Source organism: Streptomyces triticirhizae (assembly GCF_003696235.1).
GTDB lineage: Bacteria > Actinomycetota > Actinomycetes > Streptomycetales > Streptomycetaceae > Streptomyces > Streptomyces triticirhizae.
Genome location: NZ_RFFJ01000081.1, coordinates 1 through 24868, shown reverse-complemented (window position 1 = coordinate 24868; position 24868 = coordinate 1). Strand labels below are relative to the sequence as shown.

At 70.7% G+C, this 24868-nt stretch carries 22 protein-coding genes; 8 read left to right on the top strand and 14 right to left on the bottom strand.

What is annotated here, in order from left to right; all coding sequences use genetic code 11:
- Positions 1–22 precede the first annotated feature (22 nt).
- The 3 genes from EBN88_RS15860 to EBN88_RS15850 all read right to left on the bottom strand — a co-directional run bounded on the left by EBN88_RS15860 (position 23) and on the right by EBN88_RS15850 (position 3325).
- Positions 23–496, bottom strand: a complete 474-nt coding sequence (locus tag EBN88_RS15860) for a pyridoxamine 5'-phosphate oxidase family protein (protein WP_122184531.1) — start codon at positions 494–496, stop codon at positions 23–25.
- 121 nt (positions 497–617) lie between these two features.
- Positions 618–1664 (bottom strand): phosphotransferase, encoded by a 1047-nt coding sequence (locus EBN88_RS15855; RefSeq protein WP_122184530.1) that lies wholly within the window; start codon positions 1662–1664, stop codon positions 618–620.
- 2 nt (positions 1665–1666) lie between these two features.
- Positions 1667–3325 (bottom strand): protein kinase domain-containing protein, encoded by a 1659-nt coding sequence (locus tag EBN88_RS15850; protein ID WP_122184529.1) that lies wholly within the window; start codon positions 3323–3325, stop codon positions 1667–1669.
- Between the two features lie 229 nt (positions 3326–3554).
- Between EBN88_RS15850 and EBN88_RS15845 the strand changes: the two genes are divergently transcribed.
- Positions 3555–5225, top strand: coding sequence for a Stk1 family PASTA domain-containing Ser/Thr kinase (locus EBN88_RS15845; protein ID WP_122184528.1), 1671 nt, complete (start codon positions 3555–3557; stop codon positions 5223–5225).
- A 129-nt stretch (positions 5226–5354) separates the two neighbouring features.
- Here the strand turns inward: EBN88_RS15845 and EBN88_RS15840 are convergent, their stop codons facing one another.
- The 3 genes from EBN88_RS15840 to EBN88_RS15830 all read right to left on the bottom strand — a co-directional run bounded on the left by EBN88_RS15840 (position 5355) and on the right by EBN88_RS15830 (position 9685).
- Positions 5355–6179, bottom strand: a complete 825-nt coding sequence (locus tag EBN88_RS15840) for a maleylpyruvate isomerase family mycothiol-dependent enzyme (RefSeq protein WP_122184527.1) — start codon at positions 6177–6179, stop codon at positions 5355–5357.
- Between the two features lie 226 nt (positions 6180–6405).
- Positions 6406–7725: a M18 family aminopeptidase gene (locus tag EBN88_RS15835; RefSeq protein WP_122184526.1), complete on the bottom strand. Its 1320-nt coding sequence runs from the start codon at positions 7723–7725 to the stop codon at positions 6406–6408.
- A 133-nt stretch (positions 7726–7858) separates the two neighbouring features.
- Positions 7859–9685 (bottom strand): acyl-CoA dehydrogenase, encoded by a 1827-nt coding sequence (locus tag EBN88_RS15830; RefSeq protein WP_122184525.1) that lies wholly within the window; start codon positions 9683–9685, stop codon positions 7859–7861.
- A gap of 114 nt (positions 9686–9799) precedes the next feature.
- Between EBN88_RS15830 and EBN88_RS15825 the strand changes: the two genes are divergently transcribed.
- On the top strand, positions 9800–10348 hold the full coding sequence (locus EBN88_RS15825; RefSeq protein ID WP_122184524.1) for an SseB family protein: 549 nt from the start codon (positions 9800–9802) through the stop codon (positions 10346–10348).
- 109 nt (positions 10349–10457) lie between these two features.
- The gene (locus tag EBN88_RS15820) at positions 10458–11438 is read left to right on the top strand and encodes a pirin family protein (protein WP_122184523.1); all 981 of its coding nucleotides are present in this window, start codon (positions 10458–10460) and stop codon (positions 11436–11438) included.
- A gap of 131 nt (positions 11439–11569) precedes the next feature.
- Here EBN88_RS15820 and EBN88_RS15815 read toward each other — a convergent pair whose 3' ends face one another.
- A complete protein-coding gene (locus EBN88_RS15815; RefSeq protein ID WP_158621394.1) occupies positions 11570–13597 on the bottom strand; it encodes a GmrSD restriction endonuclease domain-containing protein in 2028 nt (675 codons plus the stop codon).
- Positions 13598–14158: 561 nt separating this feature from the next.
- On the bottom strand, positions 14159–16342 hold the full coding sequence (locus EBN88_RS15805) for a SpoIIE family protein phosphatase (protein ID WP_122184520.1): 2184 nt from the start codon (positions 16340–16342) through the stop codon (positions 14159–14161).
- A 144-nt stretch (positions 16343–16486) separates the two neighbouring features.
- Between EBN88_RS15805 and aspS the strand changes: the two genes are divergently transcribed.
- Positions 16487–18256, top strand: a complete 1770-nt coding sequence (gene aspS / locus EBN88_RS15800) for an aspartate--tRNA ligase (protein ID WP_122184519.1) — start codon at positions 16487–16489, stop codon at positions 18254–18256.
- A 66-nt stretch (positions 18257–18322) separates the two neighbouring features.
- On the opposite strand, the gene EBN88_RS15795 is transcribed toward aspS, so the two are convergent.
- The 5 genes from EBN88_RS15795 to EBN88_RS15775 all read right to left on the bottom strand — a co-directional run bounded on the left by EBN88_RS15795 (position 18323) and on the right by EBN88_RS15775 (position 21359).
- Entirely contained in the window at positions 18323–19642 is a 1320-nt protein-coding gene (locus tag EBN88_RS15795) for a serine/threonine-protein kinase (protein WP_122184518.1), read from the bottom strand.
- Positions 19642–20070 carry a tellurite resistance TerB family protein gene (locus tag EBN88_RS15790; protein WP_226962047.1) on the bottom strand — a complete coding sequence of 143 codons (429 nt, stop codon included), beginning with the start codon at positions 20068–20070 and terminating at the stop codon, positions 19642–19644. Before EBN88_RS15790 ends, EBN88_RS15795 begins: the two co-directional genes overlap by 1 nt.
- Positions 20071–20168: 98 nt before the next feature.
- A complete protein-coding gene (locus EBN88_RS15785; RefSeq protein WP_122184517.1) occupies positions 20169–20357 on the bottom strand; it encodes a DUF397 domain-containing protein in 189 nt (62 codons plus the stop codon).
- On the bottom strand, positions 20354–20536 hold the full coding sequence (locus tag EBN88_RS15780) for a DUF397 domain-containing protein (RefSeq protein ID WP_122184533.1): 183 nt from the start codon (positions 20534–20536) through the stop codon (positions 20354–20356). The genes EBN88_RS15785 and EBN88_RS15780 overlap by 4 nt, the downstream gene beginning before the upstream one ends.
- A complete protein-coding gene (locus tag EBN88_RS15775; RefSeq protein ID WP_158621392.1) occupies positions 20526–21359 on the bottom strand; it encodes a helix-turn-helix domain-containing protein in 834 nt (277 codons plus the stop codon). Before EBN88_RS15775 ends, EBN88_RS15780 begins: the two co-directional genes overlap by 11 nt.
- A 135-nt stretch (positions 21360–21494) precedes the next feature.
- On the opposite strand from EBN88_RS15775, the gene EBN88_RS15770 reads away from it, so the two are divergent.
- Together EBN88_RS15770 and EBN88_RS15765 are read left to right on the top strand one after the other, a co-directional pair.
- Entirely contained in the window at positions 21495–21752 is a 258-nt protein-coding gene (locus EBN88_RS15770; RefSeq protein ID WP_407703415.1) for a hypothetical protein, read from the top strand.
- A 260-nt stretch (positions 21753–22012) separates the two neighbouring features.
- Positions 22013–22798: a class I SAM-dependent methyltransferase gene (locus tag EBN88_RS15765; RefSeq protein ID WP_122184515.1), complete on the top strand. Its 786-nt coding sequence runs from the start codon at positions 22013–22015 to the stop codon at positions 22796–22798.
- A gap of 22 nt (positions 22799–22820) precedes the next feature.
- Here EBN88_RS15765 and EBN88_RS15760 read toward each other — a convergent pair whose 3' ends face one another.
- Complete coding sequence (locus tag EBN88_RS15760) at positions 22821–23777, bottom strand: 1-aminocyclopropane-1-carboxylate deaminase/D-cysteine desulfhydrase (RefSeq protein ID WP_233580707.1); 957 nt, start codon at positions 23775–23777, stop codon at positions 22821–22823.
- 114 nt (positions 23778–23891) lie between these two features.
- Here EBN88_RS15760 and EBN88_RS30230 point away from each other — a divergent pair, with 114 nt between their 5' ends.
- Both EBN88_RS30230 and EBN88_RS15755 read left to right on the top strand, forming a co-directional pair.
- Entirely contained in the window at positions 23892–24098 is a 207-nt protein-coding gene (locus tag EBN88_RS30230; protein ID WP_147472737.1) for a hypothetical protein, read from the top strand.
- Positions 24099–24314: 216 nt separating this feature from the next.
- On the top strand, positions 24315–24868 hold a 554-nt coding region (locus EBN88_RS15755), incomplete at its 3' end, for a Clp protease N-terminal domain-containing protein (protein ID WP_325052759.1).

Below are 24868 nucleotides of genomic sequence, written 5' to 3'. Positions count from 1 at the left end.
CGGCCAGGGGCGGGCGGGGCGGTCAGCCGGGCGGCTCGTCGCCGCCGGCGCGGGGCCGGGGCAGCCAGGGGCGCGCGGGGGCGGGCGGGCCCGGCTCGTACACCGAGGCGTATCGGGGTGTGAGCCTCAGATAGGTGGCCTCCGGGTGGCGCGCGTAGCGCGGTGGGGGCGGGAATGCCTCCCGCACGCGCCGGTCGGGGTGGGTCACGGTGGCGACGCCGATCACCTGGGCCTGCCAGGGCGCGGGGGAGCCGGGCCGGCCGCCCTCGTCGTCGGCCTCGTAGGCCAGCACGGTGCCGTCCCAGGGCGGGAGGTCCGCGTCCGGGTGGGTCACCCGCAGCAGCAGCGTCTCGCCGGTCACCAGATGGCTGGCCGGCAGCACCATCGGCAGTGCCCTGCGGGTCGCGGCGGCGCGGCCGTGCGGCACGCGCGGCAGCAGCCGCAGCGCGCGGGTCAGCTCCTGACGTGGGGTGTCCTGGTCCGGCGTGGGGAACATGGCTTCCACCCTGCCCGCCGGGAACGCCCGCCACACGGGCGGGAGGTCCCGCCTTCCCCGGCCCTTGGTCCCGAGTCCCGGCGGCTCAGCCGGCCCGACCGGCCCGGCGGGCCCGGCCGGCTCAGCCGCAGAACGCCTCCCGGACCGCCGGCGCGTGCCGGGTCCACCAGACGACCAGCGCGGAGGCCGCCGGGAACTGGTGATCGGCGCGGTGGTCGGCCCGCTGGTAGTGCCAGCGCAGCATCCAGAAGTCGTTGAGCCGCTCCCACCACACCCGGTGCACGGCGGCGGCCAGCTCGTCCGGCGAGGCGCCCGAGGCCGCCCGGTAGGCGCTGGCGTAGGCGCGGATCTTGCCCAGGGCGAGACCGCCGTCGGGCCGCAGATAGAAGATGCAGGCGGCGCGCACCGCCTCCTCGGCGCGGGGCTGCACGCCCAGCCGGTCCCAGTCCACGATGGCGACCGGCTCCACCGGCCCCTCCGTCCGGTAGAGCAGGTTCAACGGGTGGAAGTCGCCGTGCACCCAGCCCTCCGTTGGCACCTCCGCCGGGCCGGGGCGCAGGTGCGCGTGGGTGCGCAGCAGCGCCCTGCGCTCCAGCAGTCGGTGTTCGGCGAGTTCGTCGAAGCCGGTGCGGCGCTGGCGGGCCCTGATGTGGGCCAGCAGCTGGTCGATCACGGCGTGGGTCTCGACGGGGGTGGCGGCGGCGCGCGGCTCGGGCGCCGGGCGGGGGGAACGCTCTATCACCTGCTCCAGCGCCCGGTGCACATGGCCGAGCAGGGCGCCGAGCCGGTGGCTCTCGGCGCGGCTCAGCTGCGCCCCGTCCCGGTGCTGGCCCTCGACCCAGGGGTGCAGCGCGTAGCAGCGCCCGCCGTGCACGACGACGGTCCGCCCGCGCCGGTCCGCCAGCGGCGGGGCGACCGGCAGGCCGAGTTCGGCCAGGGCGGCGGTCGCCCGGTGCTGGCGGACCAGCGGGGCTATCGCCCCGGGATCACCGTCCAGGTGGTGCTTGAGGAAGTAGCGGCCCCGGGTGGTGGCCAGCCGGTAGCCGTGGTTGAGGAGCCCCTCGGTGAGCGGCTCGCAGCTGAGCGGCTCACCGGCGCGGTAGTGGCCCAGCAGCGCGGCGAGGGTGCGGTGGGGAAGGGTGGGCCTGGGGGGACTGAGCGGCTTCACGGTCAGCCGGTGGCGTCGCCCTCGTTGCCCGCGCTGATGCCGCCGCCGGACTGGGTGGTGCCCTCGTCCGTGCCGCCCGGGGTGCCGCCGCCGGGGTCGCCCGATGTGCCCTGGTTCTCCTCGCCGCCGCCGGGGTCGCCGTTCACCGAGCCGTTGTCGGAGCTGCCCTGGTCGTCGTCCTCGGGGGGCGTCGTCGGGTCGGTCTCCGGGTCCGTCGGCTCCTCGGTCTCGGTCGGCTCGGTGGGGCTGGGCTCCTCGCTGTCGGTGGGCGTCTCGGAACCCTCGGTCTCGGAGGGGCTCTCGCCGGGGTCCGTCGGGTAGTAGCTGTCGCCGGTGGACTCGTCGGTCTCCGTGGGCTCGGTCGGCCGGTCCGTGTCGGGATCGGTCTCCCGGGTCTCCTCGGGCGTGGTCTGCGTGGTGTCGGCCGGGCCCGGGCCCTGGTCGTCGCCGGTGTCCCGGTTGGCGGCGACCAGCACGCCGGTGCCGATGGCGACGACGGCGAGCAGCGCGAACAGCAGCGTCCTGGCGCGGCCGCCGCCGCGCCGGGGCGGCTCCTGGTCGTCGCCGGGGCGCTCGCCGCCCAGCAGCAGCGGCGCGGTGAGCGAGCCGGTGGGCGGGGTGTTGCCGCCGACCCGGGGCTGCGGGGTGGTCGGGGTGCCCATCGCGGGGGTGGTGACGGAGGTGATCGCGCCGGTGTTCCACAGCCCGCCGGTGTGCCCGCCGTGCTCGCCGAGCATCCGGATCGCGTACTGCACCAGCCCGCGCATCTCCTCGGCGGTCTGGAAGCGGTCGTCGGGCTCCTTGGCCAGCGCCCGCATCACCAGGCCGTCCAGCTCGGGCGGCGAGGAGGGCGTGACCTCGGACGGCAGCCTGGGCTGGTCCTGAACGTGCTGGTAGACGACGGCGATCGGGGACTCGCCCACGAACGGGGGCCGCTGGGCGAGGAGTTCGTAGAGCAGGCAGCCGACGGCGTAGAGGTCGGAGCGGGTGTCGATCGCCTTGCCCAGCGCCTGCTCGGGGGAGAGGTACTGGGGGGTGCCCATCACCATGCCGGTCTGGGTCATGGTCTGGTTGGCGCCGTGCAGGGCGCGGGCGATGCCGAAGTCCATCACCTTGACGCTGCCGGTGTCGGTGATGATCACGTTCGCCGGCTTGATGTCGCGGTGGACGATGCCGTGCTGGTGGCTGTAGGCGAGCGCCTCCAGCACCCCGGCGACGATGGCCAGCGCCTGCTCGGGGGGCGGCGGGTCGTCCGAGCCGATCAGCAGTTCCCTGATGGTGTGGCCGTTGACCAGCTCCATCACGATGTAGGGGACGACGTTGCGGCCGATCTGCTCCTCGCCGGAGTCGAAGACGGCGACCACCGCGTGGTGGTTGAGGCCCGCGACGGACTGTGCCTCGCGGGTGAAGCGCGCCTTGGAGACCGGGTCCTGGGCGAGGTCCGTGCGCAGCAGCTTGACCGCGACCGGGCGGCCGAGCCGCACGTCCTCGGCGGCGAAGACCTCCGCCATGCCGCCCTGGCCAAGCCGGCCGGTCAGGCGGTACCGTCCGTCACCGACCAGCCCGTTGTTCCCCCACAGCTCCGGCGTGTCGGGCACGTCGTCGCCGGGCTGGTCGGGCTCCTCGTCACCGGGGCCCGCAGCGCCTCGCACCTGTGCCATCAGTCCTCGCCGTAGTCGCCGGATCGCCCAGCCATCAAACCCGTTCCGGGGTGGCGCTGACAAGTTGAGCCCGTTGTCCCCGGTCACGGAACGGACAACGAGCTTGACGTGCCCGGGCCCTGGGGCAGACTGGGGACGGAAACCACAGGGTTCGTATGATGCGCGGTGTGGCACGCCCAGCGACGGGGCGGGCAGTTCAACAGCGACGCCGCCTAGGGGGATCAGTCGGATGAGTGACCACGCGCAGCGGCCTGCCGACTACCCGGGCGGATCGGTTGGCGGCGGACGGTACCAGCTGCGGAGCCAGTTGGGCACGGGGGGCATGGCCTCCGTGCATCTCGCCTATGACACGGTCCTCGACCGACAGGTCGCGATCAAGACCATGCACAGCGAGCTGGGGCGCGAGGAGGCGTTCCGGGAGCGCTTCAAGCGCGAGGCGCAGGCGGTCGCCAAGCTGGCGCACACCAACATCGTCTCGGTCTTCGACACGGGCGAGGACCAGATCGACGGCGCCCAGGTGCCCTACATCGTCATGGAGTACATCGAGGGCGTGCCGCTGCGGGACGCCCTGGAGGAGGACATCGCGCGCTATGGCGCGATGCCGGCCGACCGGGCGCTGCGGATCACCGCCGACGTGTTGGCCGCCCTGGACATCAGCCACGAGATGGGGCTGGTGCACCGGGACATCAAGCCGGGGAACGTGATGATCACCCGCCGTGGGGTGGTCAAGGTCATGGACTTCGGCATCGCGCGGGCCATGCAGTCCGGGGTCACCGCGATGACCCAGACCGGCATGGTGGTGGGCACCCCGCAGTACCTCTCCCCCGAGCAGGCGCTCGGGCGGGGCGTGGACGCCCGTTCCGACCTCTACTCGGTGGGCGTGCTCCTCTTCGAACTCCTCACCGGGCGGCTGCCGTTCGACGCGGACTCTCCGCTGGCGATCGCCTACGCCCATGTCCAGGAGGAGCCCCCGGCGCCCTCCTCGATCAACGTCTCGGTGACGCCGGCCCTGGACGCGCTGGTGGCGCAGGCGCTGCGCAAGAACCCCAACGAGCGGTTCCCCTCGGCCGAGGCGTTCCGCAACGCCTGTCTCCAGGTGGCCGGTTCGCTGACCAACGCGGCGCCGCAGATCGACCCGACCGCGCAGACGCCGTCCAACAGCGGGGCGGCCGTCTCGCAGGCGGTCTTCCCGCAGTTCGGCGCGCCGGGCCCGGCCACCCCCGCGTCGCCCTACGCCCCGAACTCCTCGACCAGCGGCTACGGCTACCCCAACCCGGCGACCCCGCCGATGGCCACCACCGGGCTGGGCGGCGGCCCGGCGCCCTACCCCTCGAACACCCCGCCGCCGGGCGGGACTTCGAACGGGGGCGGCTCGGGCCGGAGCAACACCCCGTGGATGGTGGTGGTCGCCGCCGTGGCGGCGATCGCGCTGGTGGCGGTCGTGGCGATCGTGGTGGTCGCCAACAACAACGGCGGCAAGAACGAGGACCCCGAGGCGGGCGGCGGCGCGACCGGCGAGGCCACCGACGTGAACCCGCCGGGCGGCAACAACGGGGAGTCCGAGGACCCGACCCCCGAGCGCCGCTACCAGGAGGGCGACCCGGAGAGGACGATCGACGCCGCCGAGTGCACCAACGCCAGCCGGCACTGGAACCAGGACGAGAACCCGGGTGCCGTGATGATGCCGGACTTCTACGACGTCCACATCGACTCGGTCAAGGACTGCCTGCGGGCGGCCGGTTGGGCCTACGACGAGGACCTCACCTACCGGGACGAGGTGCTCAAGGGCGACGGCATGGTGGTCGGCCAGAACCCCGAGGCCAACGAGCCCTACGACCCCGAGGCGGAGAACTTCTACATCGAGCTGGTGGTCTCCACCGGCCTGGAGCCGCTCAACTGAGCCCGGGCGGGCGCCGTTCGACGCGCCGTCACGCGCCGGCCCGGGGGCCGCCCCCCACCCGCGGGGCGGGGGGGGGCGTTTCCCGTCACCCCCCCCCCCCGGCCGGTTTGTTCGTGAGGGGGCGCCGGGCTACCACGGAGTGGCCAGGCCGGCCAGAATCCGGTCGGCCAGGGCGCGTTCGCCCTCGACCCTGACCTTCTCGGCGGCCCTGCGGCCGCGCAGCCGGCCGGTGACGACCCGGGTGAAGGTCTCCCAGTCCAGGGTGAAGGTCACCAGCGGGCCCAGCGAGGGGCTGCTGTCCACCGAGCCGTTGCCCTGCTCGTCGACCCGGACCGTGCGCAGGAACTCCACGGGTCCGCCGACGTCGAAGACCACCGCCGACTTGGCCGGCGCCTTGGCCTGTTCGGCGACCACCTCGGGCAGCCGCCGCAGCAGCACGTCCCGGGCGATCAGCGCGGCCGGGGTGTCCAGCGTGGTGGTCCTGCCCAACGCCCGCCGCAGGTCCTGCTCGTGCACCCAGACGTCGGCGACCCGGAGCTGGAGGTACTGGCCCAACGGCAGCTTGCCGTAGAGCGGATGGGAGATCACGTCGGACGCGTTGCGCCGCTCGTTCCGCAGATGGCGGGAGCGGCGGATGATGGTGTACTCCAGCTCGCTGGTCATCTCGGGGCCGGTGTGGTGGCGCCGCACGTCCACCTGCACCTCGTGGTAGCGGCTGGTCTCGTCGGTGACGTGGTAGAGGTCCCGGGGCAGGGTGTGGATGGGCCGGGGGTCGCCCAACGCCTCGCACTCGCCGCCGATCACATGGGAGACCACATCGCGCACCGACCAACCCACCCGCTCCGTCGGGCGGTTCCACTCCCCGTCAACCAGCGACGACACCAGCTCGGATATCGACTCAATGGACTGGGTCCAGGCCTCGACAGAAGGTTGCAGGCTCGGATGCACGGTCACGGGACCCCTCGTGGCGGTTTCGTCGCGGTTGGGTGTGCTCACACGTTACGCTGCGCCGGCATAGCCGGTCATGCTTATCCGAGACGAATCCTAGGGTGCGCACGGTCTCCTGAGCCACCGAAGGGGGCGGCTGGGGCCGGGCGGCAACGCCGTGCAGTGCGCCGCCGCCCGCCCCCGTGGGGCCCACCCTCCCGCTCGGTCTTCACCAAACGGCCACGAACCGTCGTCAGCTCTGCCACGAGGCCCCGGTGGACGGGATGGTGACGCCCTCGCCGAGGAACGCGGCCATCGCGTTGGCGAGGAGGAACGGGTCGACGGCCGCGCAGAGTTCGCGGGCCGAGTGCATCGAGAGGATGGGCACGCCCACGTCGACGGTGGCGATGCCGTGCCGGGCCGCCGTGATGGGGCCGATCGTGGTGCCGCAGGGCATCGCGTTGTTGGAAACGAAGGACTGCCAGGGCACCCCGGCGCGTTCGCAGGCGGCGGCGAAGACGGCGCGGCCCACCCCGTCGGTGGCGTAGCGCTGGTTGACGTTGACCTTGAGGATCGGGCCGCCGCCGGCGACGGGGTGGTGGTCGGGGTCGTGCCGCTCCGGGTAGTTGGGGTGGACGGCGTGGCCGCAGTCCGAGGAGAGGCAGAACGAGCCGGCCAGGGCCCGCGCCCGCTCCTCGGGGCCGCCGCCCCTGGCGTGCGCGGAGCGCTCCAACACCCGGCCCAGCAGCGGGCCTTCGGCGCCGGTGTCGGACTGGCTGCCGTTCTCCTCGTGGTCGAAGGCGGCCACCACGGGGACGTGGTCCAGGCGTTGGCCGACGACCGAGGTCAGCGCGGCGACGGCGGCGTGGACCGACAGCAGGTTGTCCAGCCGGGGCGCCGCCAACAGCTCGCGGTCCCTGCCGAGATAGGCCGGCGGCTCCACGCTGTGCGCCATCAGGTCGAAGCCCAGCACCTCGCCGGGCGCGACGCCGGCCTCGGCCGCGAGGAACTCGATCAACTCCCCTTCCCTGGGCCGCCCGATGCCCCAGATCGGGGTCATGTGGCGCTGCCGGTCGAGCTTGAGCCCGTCGTTGACGCCACGGTCCAGGTGGATCGCGAGCTGCGGCACCCGCAGCAGCGGCCGGTCCACCCTGACGAGCAGGTGCCGGCCGTCCCGCAGCGTCAGCCGCCCGGAGAGGCCCAGGTCGCGGTCGAGCCAGGTGTTGAGCAGGGTGCCGCCGTAGACCTCGACGGCGAGTTGCTTCCAGCCGTGCGCGCCGGTGTCGGGCACGGGCTTGATCCGCAGGTTCGGGGAGTCGGTGTGCGCGCCCACGACGCGGAACGGGGCGGCCGCCTCGGCGCCCTCGGGCACATACCAGGCGATCAGCGCTCCCCCGCGCGCCAGGTAGCGCCCGCCCGCCGCACCGTCGAACGGGGCGGTCTCCTCGACCTGTCGGAAGCCGGCCTTCTCCAGCCGCTGGGCCGCGTTGGCCACGGCGTGGTAGGGCGAGGGGGAGCCGGCCAGGTAGCCGAGGAGTTCGTCGGTGTGGGCACGGTCAAAGGGAGCGTTCATGTCCTCAGCATACGAACGCCCCGATCGGGCGCCCGGGCGTCCCGGAGGAGTGGGCCCGGGCGTCCCGGAGGAGACCGCCGCCCCGCTCCGAGGGGGGGGAGGGAGCGGGGCGGCGGTGTCGGGGGACGGTCGGTCAGAACGCGGCCTCGTCGAGGTCCATCAGGGAGAGGTCGGTGGACTCGGCCACCGCGCGGGCGACCGCGACCGAGGGCAGCACCGTGCCGGCGAAGTGCCGGGCGGCGGCGATCTTGCCCTGGTAGAACGCGCGGTCCCTGGCGGCGGCGTCCGGCAGCTTGGCGGCGGCCACGGCGGCGCCGCGCAGCAGCAGGTACCCGACGACCACGTCGCCGGAGGAGAGCAGCAGCTGGGTGCTGTTGAGCCCGACCTTGTAGAGCGAGCGGACGTCCTTCTCCGTGGCGGCCAGGTCCGTCAGCAGGACGCCGACCATGGCCTCCAACTCGCCGGCGGCGCGGCCGAGCTGCTCCCTGGCGTCGGCCAGCTCCTCGCCGCCGGGGGCCTCGGCGAGGAACTTCTTGATCTCCTCGGCGAGCCCGCTGAGCGCCTGGCCCTGGTTGCGGACGATCTTGCGGAAGAAGAAGTCCTGCCCCTGGATGGCCGTGGTGCCCTCGTAGAGGGTGTCGATCTTGGCGTCCCTGATGTACTGCTCGACCGGGTACTCCTGGAGGTACCCGGAGCCGCCGAAGGTCTGGAGGGACTCGGCGAGCTGCTGGTAGGACCGCTCGGAGCCGTAGCCCTTGACGATGGGCAGCAGCAGGTCGTTGAGGGCGATCTCGGCGCTGGCGTCCTCGCCGGCCGCCTCCTTGACGAGGATGTCGTCCTGGACGCTGGCGGTGTACAGCACCAGCGAGCGCATCCCCTCGGCGTACGCCTTCTGCGTCATCAACGAGCGCCGCACATCCGGGTGGTGGGTGATGGTGACCCGGGGCGCGGTCTTGTCGGTGAACTGGGTGAGGTCGGCGCCCTGCACCCGCTCCTTCGCGTACTCCAGCGCGTTGAGGTAGCCGGTGGAGAGGGTGGCGATGGCCTTGGTGCCGACCATCATCCGCGCCATCTCGATGATCTTGAACATCTGGCGGATGCCGTCGTGCTTCTCGCCGAGCAGCCAGCCCTTGGCCGGGTGGGTGGCGCCGAAGGTCATCTCGCAGGTGTTGGAGACCTTCAGGCCCATCTTGTGCTCGACGTTGGTCGCGTAGACGCCGTTCCGCTCGCCCAACTCGCCGGTGTCCCAGTCGAAGTCGTACTTGGGCACCACGAAGAGGGACAGGCCCTTGGTGCCGGGGCCGTGGCCCTCGGGGCGGGCCAGCACCAGATGGATGATGTTCTCCGTGAGGTCGTGCTCGCCGGAGGTGATGAAGCGCTTGACGCCCTCGATGTGCCAGCTGCCGTCCTCCTGGCGGACCGCCCTGGTGCGGCCGGCGCCCACGTCGGAGCCGGCGTCCGGCTCGGTGAGGACCATGGTGGACGACCACTCGCGGTCGACCATCAGCCGGGCGATCTTCCGCTGCTCCTCGGTGCCCTCGTCCCAGACGACGCGGCTGAAGCTGGGGCCGGAGGCGTACATCCAGACCGCCGGGTTGGAGCCCAGCACGTTCTCCCCGGCGGCCCAGATCAGGGAGCGGGGGGCGGTCATCCCGCCCAGCTCCTCGCCGATGGACATCCGCCACCACTCGGCGTCCATGTACGCGCGGTAGCTCCTGCGGAAGGTCTCGGGGATGGGCGCCGTGTGCGTCTCGGGATCGAAGACGGGCGGCTGCCGGTCGGCCTCGGCGTACGAGGCGGCCAGCTCGTTCTCGGCGAGCCGGGCGATCTCGGCGAGGATGCTCCTGGCCGTGTCGGTGTCGGTCTCGGCGAACGGGCCGCTGCCATAGACGGCGTCCCGACCCAGGACCTCGAAGAGATTGAACTCGATGTCGCGGAGATTGGACTTGTAGTGCCCCATGACGACGGCTCCGTAGCTGACGGTGGATACCGGAAAGTAGCAACCATGATGCTACCCACTGGTAATAAGACGCAAGCGGAAACCGGTCAACTGTGAGTCAGTAGTCTTTCTGGCATGTATGGCTACGACCAGTCCGGCTACCCGGGGCAGCAGCCCTACGGCACCCAGCAGCCGCCCACGGACGGGTTCGGGGCGACCTACCCGGGCGGCGCCGAGGGCGTGGACAGCTACGGCGGCCAGCAGCAGTACTACCCGGAGCAGCAGCACCAGCAGCCGCCGGCGACGCCCCAGGCGGCGCCGCCCGCGCCCCCCACCCTGACCGACGCGCTGCGCGCCTACACCTCGGGCGCGATGTCGAGCGAGGAGTTCCACGACACGTTCCTGGCGGGCAAGATCTACTGCCCGCGCGGCGAGAACCCGGGCTTCCTCGCGCTGCACAACACCCAGCAGCCGGTGATCCCGCTCTTCACCTCACTCAAGGAGCTGCGCCGCTACGCCGGCAAGGAGTCCCGGTACTTCACGGTGACCGGCGGCGAGGTGCTGGACCTGCTGCCGACCGGCTACGGCTTCGCGCTGGACATGGAGGGCGAGCACCGGCTAGTGCTGGACGCCAAGTCGGTGGAGGAGATGGTCGAGTACACGATGCGGCGGCTCTACGGCTGACGGCCGCCCCGGACGGGGCACGCGGGCATGATCCCGGGCCGGGAATACTCACCCCTCGACGAAGGTTGAGCCTTCAACTACTCTGGCTCCATTCGTTGAGGAGGCCCCCATGCCGGCGATCACCGTCGAGAACCCGCTGACCCTGCCCCGCGTCGACGTCCCCCCGGGCGCCGAGGCCCGCCCCGTGCTGGGTGTCACGACCGCGCCCACCGGCTACGAGGGCGAGGGCTTCCCGGTCCGCCGGGCCTTCGCCGGCATCCACTACCGGCACCTGGACCCGTTCATCATGATGGACCAGATGGGCGAGGTGGAGTACGCGCCCGGGGAGCCCAAGGGCACGCCGTGGCATCCGCACCGGGGGTTCGAGACCGTCACCTACATCATCGACGGGATCATGGACCACCAGGACAGCAACGGTGGCGGCGGGACCATCACCAACGGCGACACCCAGTGGATGACCGCCGGCGCCGGGCTGCTGCACATCGAGGCCCCGCCCGAGTCCCTCGTCATGTCCGGCGGCCTCTTCCACGGCCTCCAGCTGTGGGTCAACCTCCCGGCCAGGGACAAGATGATGGCCCCCAAGTACCAGGACATCCGCAGCGGCAGCGTCGCCCTGCTCACCAGCCCCGACGGCGGCGCCCTCCTCCGCGTCATCGCCGGCGAACTCGCCGGCCACACCGGCCCGGGCGCCACCCACACCCCGATCACCATGATCCACGCGACCCTCGCCCCCGGCGCCGAACTCACCCTCCCCTGGCGCGAGGACTTCAACGCCCTCGCCTACGTCCTCGCCGGACGGGGCACCGTCGGACCCGACCGCCGCCCCGTCCACACCGGCCAGACCGCCGTCTACGGCAAGGGCACCTCCCTGACCGTCCGCGCCGACGAGCAGCAGGACAGCAACACCCCCGACCTCGACGTCGTGCTGTTGGGCGGCCGGCCGATCCGCGAACCCATGGCCCACTACGGCCCGTTCGTCATGAACACCCGCGCCGAACTCCAACAGGCGTTCGAGGACTTCCAGAAGGGCCGCCTCGGCACCGTCCCCGCCGTGCACGGGATGAGCGCGGAGGGGCCGGCGCGGGGCTGAGCGGCGGCCGTTACTCCGCCAAAAGGGAGGTCACACTCCCAGGCAGGTCGGGGCCTTCTACTACCGCCAAAGAGAAACCTTCGACTTGCCCGACACGGCTGGTAGACAACGCGACATCGAAATATCAGAGACTAACTCTCAGATTCACCTTCGACGATTCTCACCAGGTCTGTGAAACCCATGTGCTGCCCTTTCTCGGCTTTCCCGTTCGCCCCAAAGGAAACGCCCTCCGACTCGAGCAACTCGACTTGGCGCTCCGGGCTGCCGACTCCAGCGGAGAGAACGGCAGGAATGGATCCATCACTTCTGAGTACCCTGTGCCCATTCGGAAGGGGGTATTCGGCCAGCCATCTACTTACAGTACCTCGATGCGTGCCTGCTGCCTGCGCAACAGCGAGGTAGTTGGTCCATCGACCGCTCGGAATCTCGGTGAGCACCTGGCGCACCGCAGCTAGTTTGGGGCTTTGTGGCTCAACTGGTGCGCTATCATCCGGCCCCGGCCATACAGTGATCGCCAGTTCGGCGAGTTCCTCGCTTCTCTTGCGAATCTCGCGGATTCCCCATCTATCCTTGGCAGCGATCCGGATATTCATCACTAAACCACTGCTCGCGAGAATCTCCTTCTTCTCGGAGAATCGCTTGTTAGAGAGTCGTCCATTATAGGCAGAGAGAGTCAAATTCCCGATGGTGTGGACGACCTGCTCATGGACATCTTGCAGCGACTCTCCCTCACCGATTTCCTCTAGGAGCACCTTTTCCCAGTCTCGAGTGAGACTCTGTGGGAGGATGTGCTCGATTGAGAGTTCCGACGACTTGAAGTCGACGCGTTCCGCTCGCCCGAAACCCTCTTCGAGGCACTGCAGAATGAAGTACTTCTGCCACCCTTTCCCGCGCCAGTAGAAGGGATGATCGACCATTGCGTCACGCACGGCTTCGTCGGTCGGAAATCTTCCGCGCTGACGAGTCAAGATACGAGTCACAGTCTTCGCGTCCGGAATTTGGTCATCAAACGAAGTGACCAGATCACTCAGCAGAACGTTGTTCCCGGCCCGAACAGTGCCAACAATCATCTGGCGAACCAGGTAGCTTTCAATCACGCGCAGAACCGCCGCGACTTCAGCTGCTTCCAGCTTCCCCTCCTCATACGAGAGAAGGATTCGAAGTGCTGCGGGGTACACGACGGTTGCCCGCCATCGCTGGAGCCGGTCGAGGGCGTGCCTGATGGTCGGATCGGTTTCTTTTTCAGGATCGAGAATGCGCTTGAAAACTAGTGCCAGTCGATAGAGCTCACCCACCCAGGACTCGACCTCATCTTCTCCCCCCAATAGGTCAAGATGCTTCTGTTGCTCACGGTAGATGGAGTGCTGCGTAGCCCTCTTCTTCTTCAGCACCAGGTCGAGCCAGATCAGATCCACAAGCTGCTTCTCGTCGAGGATCTCCTGGATGGGAAGCCATTTCTCCCTGTACACCCGGTCAGCCGAGTTCGGCAGGCGCATGAAGATATAATTGCGAAGCAGGTCTGCCTGCGTAAGCTTCAGCCCCGTATTGTTCAGCGACTCGAAGATTCGATAGACATTGTCACCCGCTTGCGCATAAATGTCCACGAAAGAGAGTTCGCCGACCACGATCTGTTCGATCCTCTGAATATCCTCGCTGTTTGAAAATGTTTCGAGGCGCCCTCGAAAGAATCGGTACGCGCTTCCGAGGATATCCTCTCCTCCTGCGGTCGGCTTTCCCTCCAAAAGCGCGACCCAGGCCTCACGATCCGCCTGCGTGGGCATGAGCTTGTATCGCTCAGGGGGGTCGGAGAACTCATTCGTGAGGTATTGCACATCGATCTTTCGCGCCAGCGGCGGTAGATTTTCCTTGTAGTGATCTCGAATGGCGCACAACAGGATGCTGAGCGTTGTGATGCGCTGCTGTCCATCGATCACCAACCAGCTCTGGATTCCAGATGCAGTGGTGGTCGGGCTAGGTGCCAGCACGATTGATCCTAGAAAGTGCCCTTCTCCATCCCCTGCGTGCATGAGGTCAGTGATATCCGTCCAAAGACGCCCCAGCTGGTCGCGCTTCCAGCTGTACGTGCGCTGATAGAGGGGGATCACATACTGCTTCTCCCCCTGAAGCAAATTACGCAGAACAGACTCTTGAGCGCGCACGGTGCCCCCACATGTGTGATCGCTTGACGCTACGTGACGGACTCTACCCGGAGCGGGACTGCGCTGTCTCGGGATCATGGAACTCCTTCGCCGCACTCACCTGCGGAGTGGGCGGGCTGCACGCCAGCCGACCAGCTACAAGCCCCACAGGGGAGTCGGCCTCGAAACCATGAGCCTGGGCACCTTGCTCCAACGCGGCCCGGACCATCTCGACCTGGGTGTCGTCCAACTTGGGTGGGCATCCGGTGGCTGCCCGCCGCCGCAGGGTCGAAGCACCACCCTGCTCCCACACCCGCCGCCAACGCAGGACGCTCTCGGCACACCCCCACCGCCCTCGCGATCTCCGCACTCGAGACGCCGCCCTCGAACAACTCGATTGCCTGAACGCGACCCACCTCCGCCAACTGTGGTGTCGGCTCTTCCCTTCACGGGCCATCGGGGAGGAACGGATGCCGATGGGCAGCGGGCGGTCGGTCGGGAGGCGGATCACGGCCGGAGCCTTTGATGACGGGAGTTCACCGTAGAGGCGGCGCGCAGCTCGATGAGCGCGAAAAGGGGTGTTCAGCCACCGTGCACGGAGCCGCCGAGGCGGGAGTGTTCGCCCAGTTCGAACCAGGTCGTCTTGCCCTCGCCGCGCGGCTGCGCGCCCCAGGCGTCGGCCAGCTCCTCCATCAGCAGCAGCCCGCGCCCCGAGGAGGCCAGCTCGCCCGGCTCCCTGCGGTGCGGCAGCTTGTCGGAGGAGTCGGTGACCTCGACCCGCAGCGTGCGGCTGCCCGCCACCCCGCTGACCTCGGCGACCATCAGCGCGTCCCCGTCCGTGTGGGTGAGCACGTTGGTGACGATCTCCGACAGCATCAGCACCGCGCCGTGCACCACGTTCCGGTCGGACCAGTCGTGGAGCAGCGCGGCCAGCTGCTCGCGCGCCTGGGCGATCCTCGCCGGCTCGTACTGCCCCACGTTCAGCACGAAGCGCCGCACCGGCGTCCCGCCGCGCGGCACCTGGCGGCCGGTCGCCTCGCGGCGCAGCAGGAGCAGCGCGATGTCGTCCTCGTTGCCGTGCGCGCCCGGCGGCCGGCTCTCGGTGGCGGAACGCTCCTCCTGGTCCTGCACGTCGAGGACGGAGACCGACTCCAGCAGGGTGTCCGCCAGCTGTTCGAGGCCGGTCCCGGGAACGGCGGCGACCGCCCTGCTCACCCGCTCCCAGCCGGCGTCCAGGTCGCGCTTGCCGGTCTCCAACAGCCCGTCCGTGCACAGCAGCAGCGTCTCGCCCGGCTGGAGGCTCAGCCGGGTCACCGGGTAGTCCAGGCTCGGCTCGATGCCCAGCGGCGGCCCGCCGTCGGTCGGGCGTCGCTGCATGGCCCCGTCGTCGAAGAGCAGCGCCGGCTCAGGGTGGCCGGCCCGCGCCATCTCGAACGTGCCCGAGCGCGGGTCGGCCTCCACATACAGGCAGGTCGCGAAGCGCCCCTCGCTCGGCGCCTGTTGCGCCGCCCGCGCCACCTCCTCGTCGTCGCCCGCCGGCCGGGGGCTGAGCGAGGCGAGGAAACGGGACGCCCGGCTCAGCACCGCGTCCGGGTGGTGCCCCTCGGAGGCGTAGGCGCGCAGCGCGATCCGCAGCTGCGCCATCACCGCCGCCGCCCGCACGTCGTGCCCCTGGACGTCGCCGATCACCAGCGCCACCCGGCCCGAGGGCAGCGGGATGACGTCGTACCAGTCGCCGCCGACCTGGAGCCCGGCGCCGGTCGGCACATAGCGCGCCGCGATCGCGAGCCCCGGCACCCGGGGCATGGGGCTGGGGCCCATCGCGTGCTGGAGGTCGGCGGCCAGCTCGCGCTCGGTGTCGTTGAGCGTGGCCCGGGAGAACGCCTGGGCCACCATGCGGGCGATGCTGGAGAACGTGGAACGTTCCTCCCAGTCGAACTCCAGCGGGTAGTCGAACGCGGCCAGCCACACGCCGATGGTGCGGCCGGCGACCACCAGCGGCAGATACGCCCAGGAGCTGCGTTGCAGGGGCGCGATCACCGGCCAGATCTTCGGGTACCGCCGCGCGTACTCCTCCGGCGAGGACACATAGATCGCGCGGCCGGTGCGCATCACCTCGGTCGCCGGGTAGTCGGTGTCCATCGGCATGGGGAAGCCCAGGTCGCTGAAGTCCAGCTCGCGGCCCTCGTAGTCCAGCATCCGCAGGTTGTCGCCCTCCCGGTCGTAGAGCGCGACCCCGTCGGGGGTGAAGCCGGGCATGGCCAACGTCGAGACGACGCGCATCACTTCGCGCACGCTGCTGGCCTCGGAGAGCGCCTGCCCGGTGCGGAGCACGAAGGTCTCCCTGGCCCGGTTGTTCTCCCAGTCGCCGCCCTGCTCCCGCTCGCCGGACGGCGGCGCCTCGGTGAGGGTGCCGACCAGCGCCAGCGAGCCGTGGTCACCGCCGTCCAGGTCGCTGGGCTCCAGGATGCGCAGCCGGCCACGGAGCCGCGCGGTGACCTCGTTGTCCGAGCCGACCAGCCGGAAGTCGACCTCCGTGACCACGCTGCCGGGCCCCTCGCTCGCCGCGACGGCCAGCACCCGCTCGACGACGGCGAAGTCCTCCACGTGGATGCGCGCCCGCACGGTGGCCTCCGTCAGCACCGTGCGCTCGGGGGCCAGCCCGAACAGCTCGGCGGCGACCGCGTCCATGGTGACCACGCCCCGGGCGTCGTCCCAGGTCCAGATACCGACCCGGGCGGCGGCCAGCACCTCCTCCGTGCGCATACCCGCGAATCTATGCCGTTACGGCGCCTTTCGCCCTCTTATCAGCCGGTTGTCGCGCGAGGGGAAGGGCCGGGGCGGCCGGTGTGTGTACACCGGTAGTCTGAGCCTGTTCCCCCGGAATCTCGTTGACGACTTGGACTCACGATGCATCGGTACCGGTCCCACACCTGCGGCGAACTGCGTTCGGCGGACATCGGAACGGATGTCCGGCTGGCCGGCTGGCTGCACAATCGCCGGAACCTGGGCGGCATCCTCTTCCTCGACCTGCGGGACCACTACGGGATCACCCAGTTGGTGGTCCACCCGGACGCCCCCGGCGCCGGCCCGGTGCTGGAGCGGCTCAGCTCGCTGAGCAAGGAGTCCGTGCTGCGGATCGACGGCCGGGTCGTCGCCCGGGGCGCCGAGAACGTCAACCCGGAGCTGGCCACCGGCGAGATCGAGGTCGAGGTGGCCGAGGTCGAGGTGCTGGGCTCCGCCGACCAGGTGCCGTTCACCATCAACACTGAGGACGGGGTCAACGAGGAGCGCCGCCTGGAGTACCGCTTCCTCGACCTGCGCCGCGAGCGGATGCACCGCAACATCATGCTGCGCTCCGCCGTCATCTCCGCGATCCGCGCCAAGATGACCGGGCAGGGCTTCACCGAGCTGTCCACGCCGATCCTCTCGGCCACCTCCCCCGAGGGCGCCCGCGACTTCCTGGTGCCGTCCCGGCTCCACCCCGGCACCTTCTACGCGCTGCCGCAGGCGCCGCAGATGTTCAAGCAGCTGTTGATGGTCGCCGGCTTCGACCGGTACTTCCAGATCGCGCCCTGCTTCCGCGACGAGGACGCCCGCGCCGACCGCTCGCCGGGCGAGTTCTACCAGCTCGACGTCGAGATGAGCTTCGTCGAGCAGGAGGACGTCTTCGGGGTCATCGAGAGGGTGATGACCGAGCTGTTCGAGGAGTTCGGCGGCGGCCGCCACGTCACCTCCCCGTTCCCGCGCATCCCGTTCCGCGAGGCGATGCTGAAGTACGGCTCGGACAAGCCGGACCTGAGGGCCAGGCTCGAACTGGTCGACGTCTCCGACGTGTTCGCCGGCTCCGCGTTCAAGGCGTTCGCCGACCGGCACGTGCGCGCGCTGGCCGTGCCGGACACCGCCGCGCAGCCGAGGAAGTTCTTCGACCAGCTCGGCGAGTTCGCCGTCGCGCAGGGCGCGCAGGGCCTGGCCTGGGTGCGGGTCGGCGAGGAGGGCCAACTCACCGGCCCCATCGCGAAGTTCCTCACCGAGGAGAACGTGGCCGCGCTCACCGAGCGGCTCTCCGCCGGCCCCGGCACGGCGATCTTCTTCGGCGCCGGCGCCTTCGACGAGGTCTCGAAGATCATGGGCGCGGTCCGCGTCGAGGCCGCCAAGCGGGCCGGCCACTTCGAGCAGAACGTGTTCCGCTTCTGCTGGATCGTGGACTTCCCGATGTACGAGCGGAACGAGGACACCGGCGCGATCGAGTTCTCGCACAACCCGTTCTCCATGCCGCAGGGCGGCCTCGAAGCGCTCGACAAGCAGGACCCGTTGGACGTGCTGGCCTGGCAGTACGACATCGTCTGCAACGGCATCGAGCTGTCCTCCGGCGCGATCAGGAACCACGAGCCGGAGATCATGTACCGCGCGTTCGAGATCGCGGGCTACTCCCGCGAGGAGGTGGAGCGCGAGTTCGGCGGAATGCTGCGCGCGTTCCACTACGGCGCGCCCCCGCACGGCGGGATCGCGCCCGGCGTGGACCGGATCGTGATGCTGCTGGCCGACGAGCCCAACATCCGCGAGACGATCGCGTTCCCGCTCAACGGCAACGCGCAGGACCTTCTGATGGGCGCCCCCAACGAGGTCTCCGAGGCGCGGCTGCGCGAGCTGCACCTGAGCGTGCGCAAGCCGAAGTAGCCCGCGCGGGCGGCGTGTTCGCCCCCCGGCGCGCCGGGGGGGCGCGGGCCTCGCTGGCCCGCGCCGTCAGGGTGCGTCGGCGCCCGCCCGGCGGGCGGCGAGGTCGCGCTGGGCGAAGGTCGCGAGGGTCACCGCCGTCAGCAGGTAGAACAGCCACATCCCATAGCGCAGCGGCCCCGGCTCGCCGTCGAAGTACGGCGGGCTGGACGTCGCCTGCCAGGCGAGGCACAGCACGGCGAGCGCCGCGCCCGCGTAGCCGACCCCGCGAGCGCGCGCCCCGAGGCGGGAGTCGAGGAACGCCATCGCGGTCAGCACCGCCACCACCCCGAGGACGACCCCGACCGAGGTGATCGCCCCCCAGGTCAGGGTGGGCTCCCCGACGTCCCGCACCCAGGCGTAGTACGGCGGCTTGGCGAACGACGCGAAGACGGTCTCGTTCCAGTTCGTCCACACCTTGTATCCGGGCCGGGGCAGCACCAGCGCGTAGAGCACCGCCAACACCGCCGGCGGAACGAGCCGTCGCAGCCAGACGCGCCGTCCCGTGTCCCCCGGCGCTGGCACCGTCACGCGCGCCGTGCGCGTGAGCGGCCCGCGCGGGCGCCGCGTCCCCTTCGGCGCGGCGAGCGCCCGGAGTTGGGCGGCGCACTCGGCGGCGGTCGGCCGCTGCTCCGGGTGCGCGGAGGTCATCCGTTCGAGCAGCGACCGCAGGGGCTCGGGGAGGGCGGACCGCACCTGCGGCATCAACTGCCCGACCGGCAGCCGGTGTCCGGTGAGCTTCTCCACCAGCACGATGCCCAGCGCGTACACGTCCGAGGCGGCCGTGGCGGCGCGGCCCTGGAGCTGTTCCGGCGCCATGTAGGCGGGCGTGCCGAAGTACCGGCCGGTGGCGGTGGCGGTGCGGGTGAGCGAGTCGTCGTCGCGGGCGATGCCGAAGTCCATCAGCACGGTGCGCCCGTCCGCGCAGATCATGATGTTGGCGGGCTTGACGTCCCGGTGCACGATCCGCGCCGCGTGGACATGGGCGAGCACCTCCGCCACCCGGGCCCCCGTCTCCTCGACGGACTCCACGGCGGCGAACTCCCAGGTGGCGCCGTCCAGCAGCTCCATCACGAGGTACGGCAGGGGCTCCTCCCCCTCCGTCTCGCCGTCGGCCGTGCCCGCGTCGTGCACGGTGACGATCCCGCCGTGGCGCAGAGCGGCCAACGTGCGCGCCTCGCGGGCGAACCGCCGCGCCGCCTCCGGGTACTCCCGGCCGCCCGTGACGAACTTGACCGCGACCCGGCGCCCCAGGGTGCGGTCCTCGGCCTCCCAGACCTCGCCCAACCCGCCCCTGCCCAGCAGGCGTTCGACGCGGTAACGATCACCGACGGCCATGCCCTCGCGCATCAGGGGCCGAACTCGGTGGGTGAGACGTTGAGCAACTCGCAGACCTCGTGAATCACTTGGCGTTCGGCGTGCGCGTAGTGCCCGTCGGCGCCGGCGATCACCACGCCGGTGCGGATCACGGCCCTCGCCAGCGCCGGATGGTCCCTGACCTTGGCGATCTCCCGCAGCACCCCGCCCCTGGCCCGCCGGAAGTCACCGCTGAGCCGGTCGATGTGGCGGTTGAAGAGACGCAGCAGCTGGTCCGGCGGAAAGTGCTTGAGCCGCTCGTGCCCCGCGATCAACGACTCGACGCGCTTGCGCTCGGCTGGGTGAACGGACCCGTCGGCCGTGGCGACCAACGCGCACATCGCCATGCTGGCGTCCCGGTAGGGCGCCCCTCGGAACGCGGCCTTGCGTTGCGCCAACCAGTCCTGGATCTCCTTGCCCACCGTGCAGCCCCCCTCGTGCCGTTGAAGCGATTATTCCGCAACGGCGAGCCCCCGGGGAGCGGTCGCTCCCCGGGGGCTCCGGGCCGCGAGGCGGCTCGTCAACGCCGGGCGAGGTCCAGGAAGTTGGACCACGCGGAGGCGGAGACGGTCAGCACCGGCCCGTCGTTGACCTTGCTGTCACGAACAGGAACGACACCGGGAACGCCGTCCCGCACCTCCAGGCACTCCCCGCCCTGACTGCTGCTGTAGGAGGACTTGCGCCACGAGGTGTCAGTCTTCATCGTCATGTGGGAAGCCCCTTCAGGAAGTTCGACCACGCCGACGCCGAGATCCTCAGCACCGGCCCGTCGTTGACCTTGCTGTCACGAACAGGAACGACACCGGGAACGCCGTCCCGCACCTCCAGGCACTCCCCGCCCTGACCGTTGCTGTAGGAGGACCTGCGCCACGAGGTGTCAGTCTTCATCGTCACTCTGCATTCCCTTTGCGATCTTCTTCAGCAGGCGGATGGACTCTCTCGGGCTCAGCGCCTCGGCCCGCAGCAGGTCGGACCTCCGCTCGGCCAAGGCTACTTGGTCCGGGGACTCGCTCATCTGTCCGCCCAGGGCGGTCTCCGCATACACGATCCCGCGTCCGTCCCGCAGCCGCAACCGGATGAACGCGTCCGTCGCGGCCGGTGCGCCCGCGCTGAAGGGCAGCACCAGAATGGTCACCCGGGGCATCTCGGCCATCTCCAGCAGGAAGAGGAGTTGCTCACGCATCACCCTGCTGCCGCCAACGCGGTTGTGCAGCGCGGCTTCCTGGACGACCACCCACAGGGTGGGGGGATTCTTTCCCGCCAGAATCTCCTTCCTGGCCATCCGCGAGCGAACCTGATGGGCCACCCAATCCTCGGACTGATCGGGGTTGGCCGCCTGGAAGATGGCGCGGGCGTACTCCTCGGTCTGGAGCAGGCCGGGCAGCGCCCACACCGAGTAGAAAAAGATCTCTTCCGCCTGCTTCTCAAGCTTCGCGTAGGGAGCGAACCAACTCGGGTGGCCGCGTTCGACCACGCGGGCGCGCATTCGTTCGTAGAGGCCGTCCGTTCCGAGGACCAGGTCGCACCTGGATGCGAACTCCTCGGACGGAATGAGCGAACCGTTCTCAACCTTGCTGACGTAACTCTGGCTGACCCCGGTACCCGTTGCGAACTGGCGTTGGGAGAGGCCGGCGCGTTCCCGTGCGCCCTTCAACTCCGCCCCCAGATACTCCAGATCGTTCATCATCGCGGGGCCTTCCGCTTCGTTCAACGCCCCCACCAGCCTTTCTTCCCCCGGACATGCTGACTCTCGCCACCTGGGCGATTCGTTGGGCGTCATCATGCACAACTTCCGGTCGCCGTATGTGCTGTTCTGGTGACACACCCCACGAAGGAGGTAGGCCGCGTGATCATGCACCTTCGCCCCGACGAGATCGACCTGTCGTATGACGACGACGACCCGCTCGGGCTCGTCGCGGAACTGCAACGAGCGCTGCGCCGGCACGGGATCAAGTTGCCGAGCATGGGCCTGGAGGCGTGTTATCTGGGCAGCGAGACCCCGGCGTTCTACCTGGTGGAGCTGGGCGCCTGCAACGGGGAGACGGCGCGGCAGCTCGTCGACGTCCTCAACAGCGCGGAGCCGGCGCCGGCCGGCGAGGGCTGACCGGCTCCGCCCCACCAGCCGCCGCCCCCGCACCGGTTTCCCAGTCCCGGTGCGGGGGCGGCACCTCCTGTGTTCGGCGGCGTCCAAAACCCTTCGCCCGTTGGTCGTTTGTGCGGCGGGATGCTCGTCAACGGTGGAGGCCGTGTCACTGGGCGGTGGCGACCTTGGGGTTTCGCTGCGTGCCGCGTTGGTGGGTGATGGGCGATTGGCCCAAGCTGCCCGAAAAGCGTCGGCGAACGTCGAGGAAAGCGAGCACGACCATGCAGGGCCATCCGCGCAAGAAGCTGAACGTGAACCGGGCCAGCATCGTTCACCAGGTGCGGTACGCCGCCCGGCATCCGGAGCGGGTGGTGCCCTATCTGCGGCGCACCGCGCGGGATCTGTGGCTGCGGGCCAAGTACCGGGACCATGTCTCCTACTACCGCGCCGTGATGGCATCGGACGCCGGCCGGAATCCGGAGGCGGCCGTCGGCAGCCAGAGCCACGAGCGGTGGCTGGCGTTGGGGCTGATGCAGTTCGACTATCTGAAGCAGCACGGACTGGCCCCGGAACACCGGATGTTGGACATCGGGTGCGGCAACCTGCGGGCGGGCTGGCGGTTCATCGACTATCTGGAGCCGGGCCACTACTACGGCATCGACATCTCGCCGGACATTCTGGTCAGCGCGAAGCGGACCCTGGTGACATACGACCTCCAGGCGAAGCTTCCCTATCTCACCATCAGCGGCGATCTGACGTTCGACTTCCTGCCGGACGGGCACTTCGACGTGGTGCACGCGCACAGCGTCTTCTCGCACTCGCCGATCGAGGTGATCGACGAGGCGCTCAGCCATGTGGGGCGCGTCCTGGCTCCGGGTGGGTTCTTCGACTTCACCTTCGACCGGACCGAGGGGCGCGAACACCACGTGCTGCACGAGGACTTCTACTACCGGACGGAGACGCTGGTGTCGCTGGCGGAACGGCGCGGGCTGAAGGCGCAGTTCATGGAGGACTGGGAGCGGCTGCCGCACGGGCAGTCCAAGATCCGGGTGACGACCGGGGGTTGAGGGCGCGGCGCGGGGTTCTCGTTCAGTCGGAGGCGCTCGGCGGGCCCGTGACGACGAGGGTGAGGCGGGTGCCGGGCGGGAAGTCGCCGCGCCGGGCGCGGTGGTGGAGGCAGGCGAGGGTCTTGGCGACATAGCGGCGTTCCAGGCGGATGCCGTGGTCGCGTTCGAAACGGTCGGTGAGCGCGGCGAGTTCGGGGGGTATGCGGCCGTAGCCGCCGCCGTGGTGGTCGTGGTCGATCTCCCAGCGGGGGAACGTCGCGCCGCTCCAGCCGGCCCGGTGCAGCGCGTTGACTCGTGACTCCAGATAGCCCTGTCCGCCCCTGAGCACCGCGACGCCGAGGGCGCGGGCGCCGGGCGGCAGGGCGGCGGCGATGCCGGCGAGGGTGCCGCCGCTGCCGACGGGGCAGCAGAGGACGTCCCGTTCGTCGAGCCCGTTCGGTGCGGTCTGCGCGGCGAGTTCGGCGACGGTGGCGGCGGAGCCGCGCGCGGCGAGGGCGTTGGAGCCGCCCTCGGGCACCACGTGGGCCGGCCCGAAGCGTTGGGCGAGCCGGTGGCGGGTGGCCGGCGCGTCCAGCGCTTCGAGGGTCCCCCGGTAGTCGGCGCGGCTGAGGAAGACCAGCTCCATGCCGTCGCGTTCGGCGGCGGCGAGGGCCGGGTTGCGGGGGCGGTCGGCGAGTTCGTCGCCGCGCACCAGGCCGACGCTGGCCAGCCCCGCGGCGCGGGCGGCGGCGGCCGTGGCGGTCAGGTGGTGGGAGTAGGCGCCGCCGAACGTCAGGAGCCGGCGGTGGCCGGCGGCGTGGGCGGCGCGCAGGTTGGGGAGCAGCTTGCGCCACTTGTTGCCGGGGACGTCGGGGTGGATCAGGTCGTCGCGCTTCAGGCGCAGGGTGACGCCGGCACGCTCCAGCAGCGGGTCGGTGAGCTGCTGGAGCGGTGAGGGGAGCCTCGCGTTCATCGAGAGCCCCGACAACGTTGACAACATCTGCACAAGTGTACGAAGCGCGGACGGGAATCCGAGGCCGAAGTCCGGGTAGGAGCGACGCGAGTGGTATCGCCCACCGAATCGCCCCCACCGATACGGAAGGCCACCGAAGGCATGACCAGACGATGGCAGTTCAGATGCCCGGGCCCCCACCCCCAGTGCCGTGGCTGCGGCGGTCAGCGGGTGGACGTCAGGGAGACGTTCTATCTCGGCAACAACGGTGAGGCGGAGGGCGTCGTCGCCCCGCACCGCTGTTGGCACTGCAAGGGCAGGGGCTACACCTGCCAGTCCACCACCGCCTGCGCCCCGCCGCACGGCTGAGCCGCGCGGCGGGCGTTCCGCGCGCCCCCGGTCCCCCGCCGTCGAGGGGGCCGGGGGCGCGCGGGTGCCCGGGGCCCGCCGGGGGGTGTGAACGGGCGCGCGCGGGGAACTCGGCGCGGGCAATGTTCCAGCGACGGGTGCCGGCACGGGCGCCCGGGACGTTCCCGCACGAGCGACGCGGCCAGGGCGCTGGCGCTGGCCGCCCGGGTGGCAGCGATGACGAGTCCCTTGGGTCCTGACGACTTCGGCCGCGATCCGCTGGGGGAGTATCTGGCGCGGCTCTTCGGCGGCGCGGGCGGCGCGCCGGGCGGCGGGGGCGCGCGGGGGGAGCGCGGCTACCGCGACTTCCTGCGGCTGATGAGCGAGCCCGCCTGGCAGCTGGTCTCGGGCGCCGCCTCCTACGCGGCGCAGCACGGCAGCGACGACCTGGACACCGAGCATCTGCTGAGGGCCGCGCTGACCACGGAGCCGACCCGTTCCATGGTGGCGCGGTCGGGCGCCGACCCGGACGCGTTGGCGGAGGAGATCGACAGCCACGCGGGCGAGGGGCCGACCCGTTCCTCGATCTCGGTGAGCCCGGCGGCCAAGCGCGCGCTGATGGACGCGCACCGGGTGGCGCTGGCCTCGGGGGCGCGCTATATCGGGCCGGAGCACCTGCTGTTGGCGCTGGCCGCCAACAAGGACTCGGCGGCGGGGCGCACGCTGGGCTCGGTCCGGTTCGACCCGGCGGCCTCGGCGCCGCCGCCACCGCCGCCGCCCGCCGGCGCGCG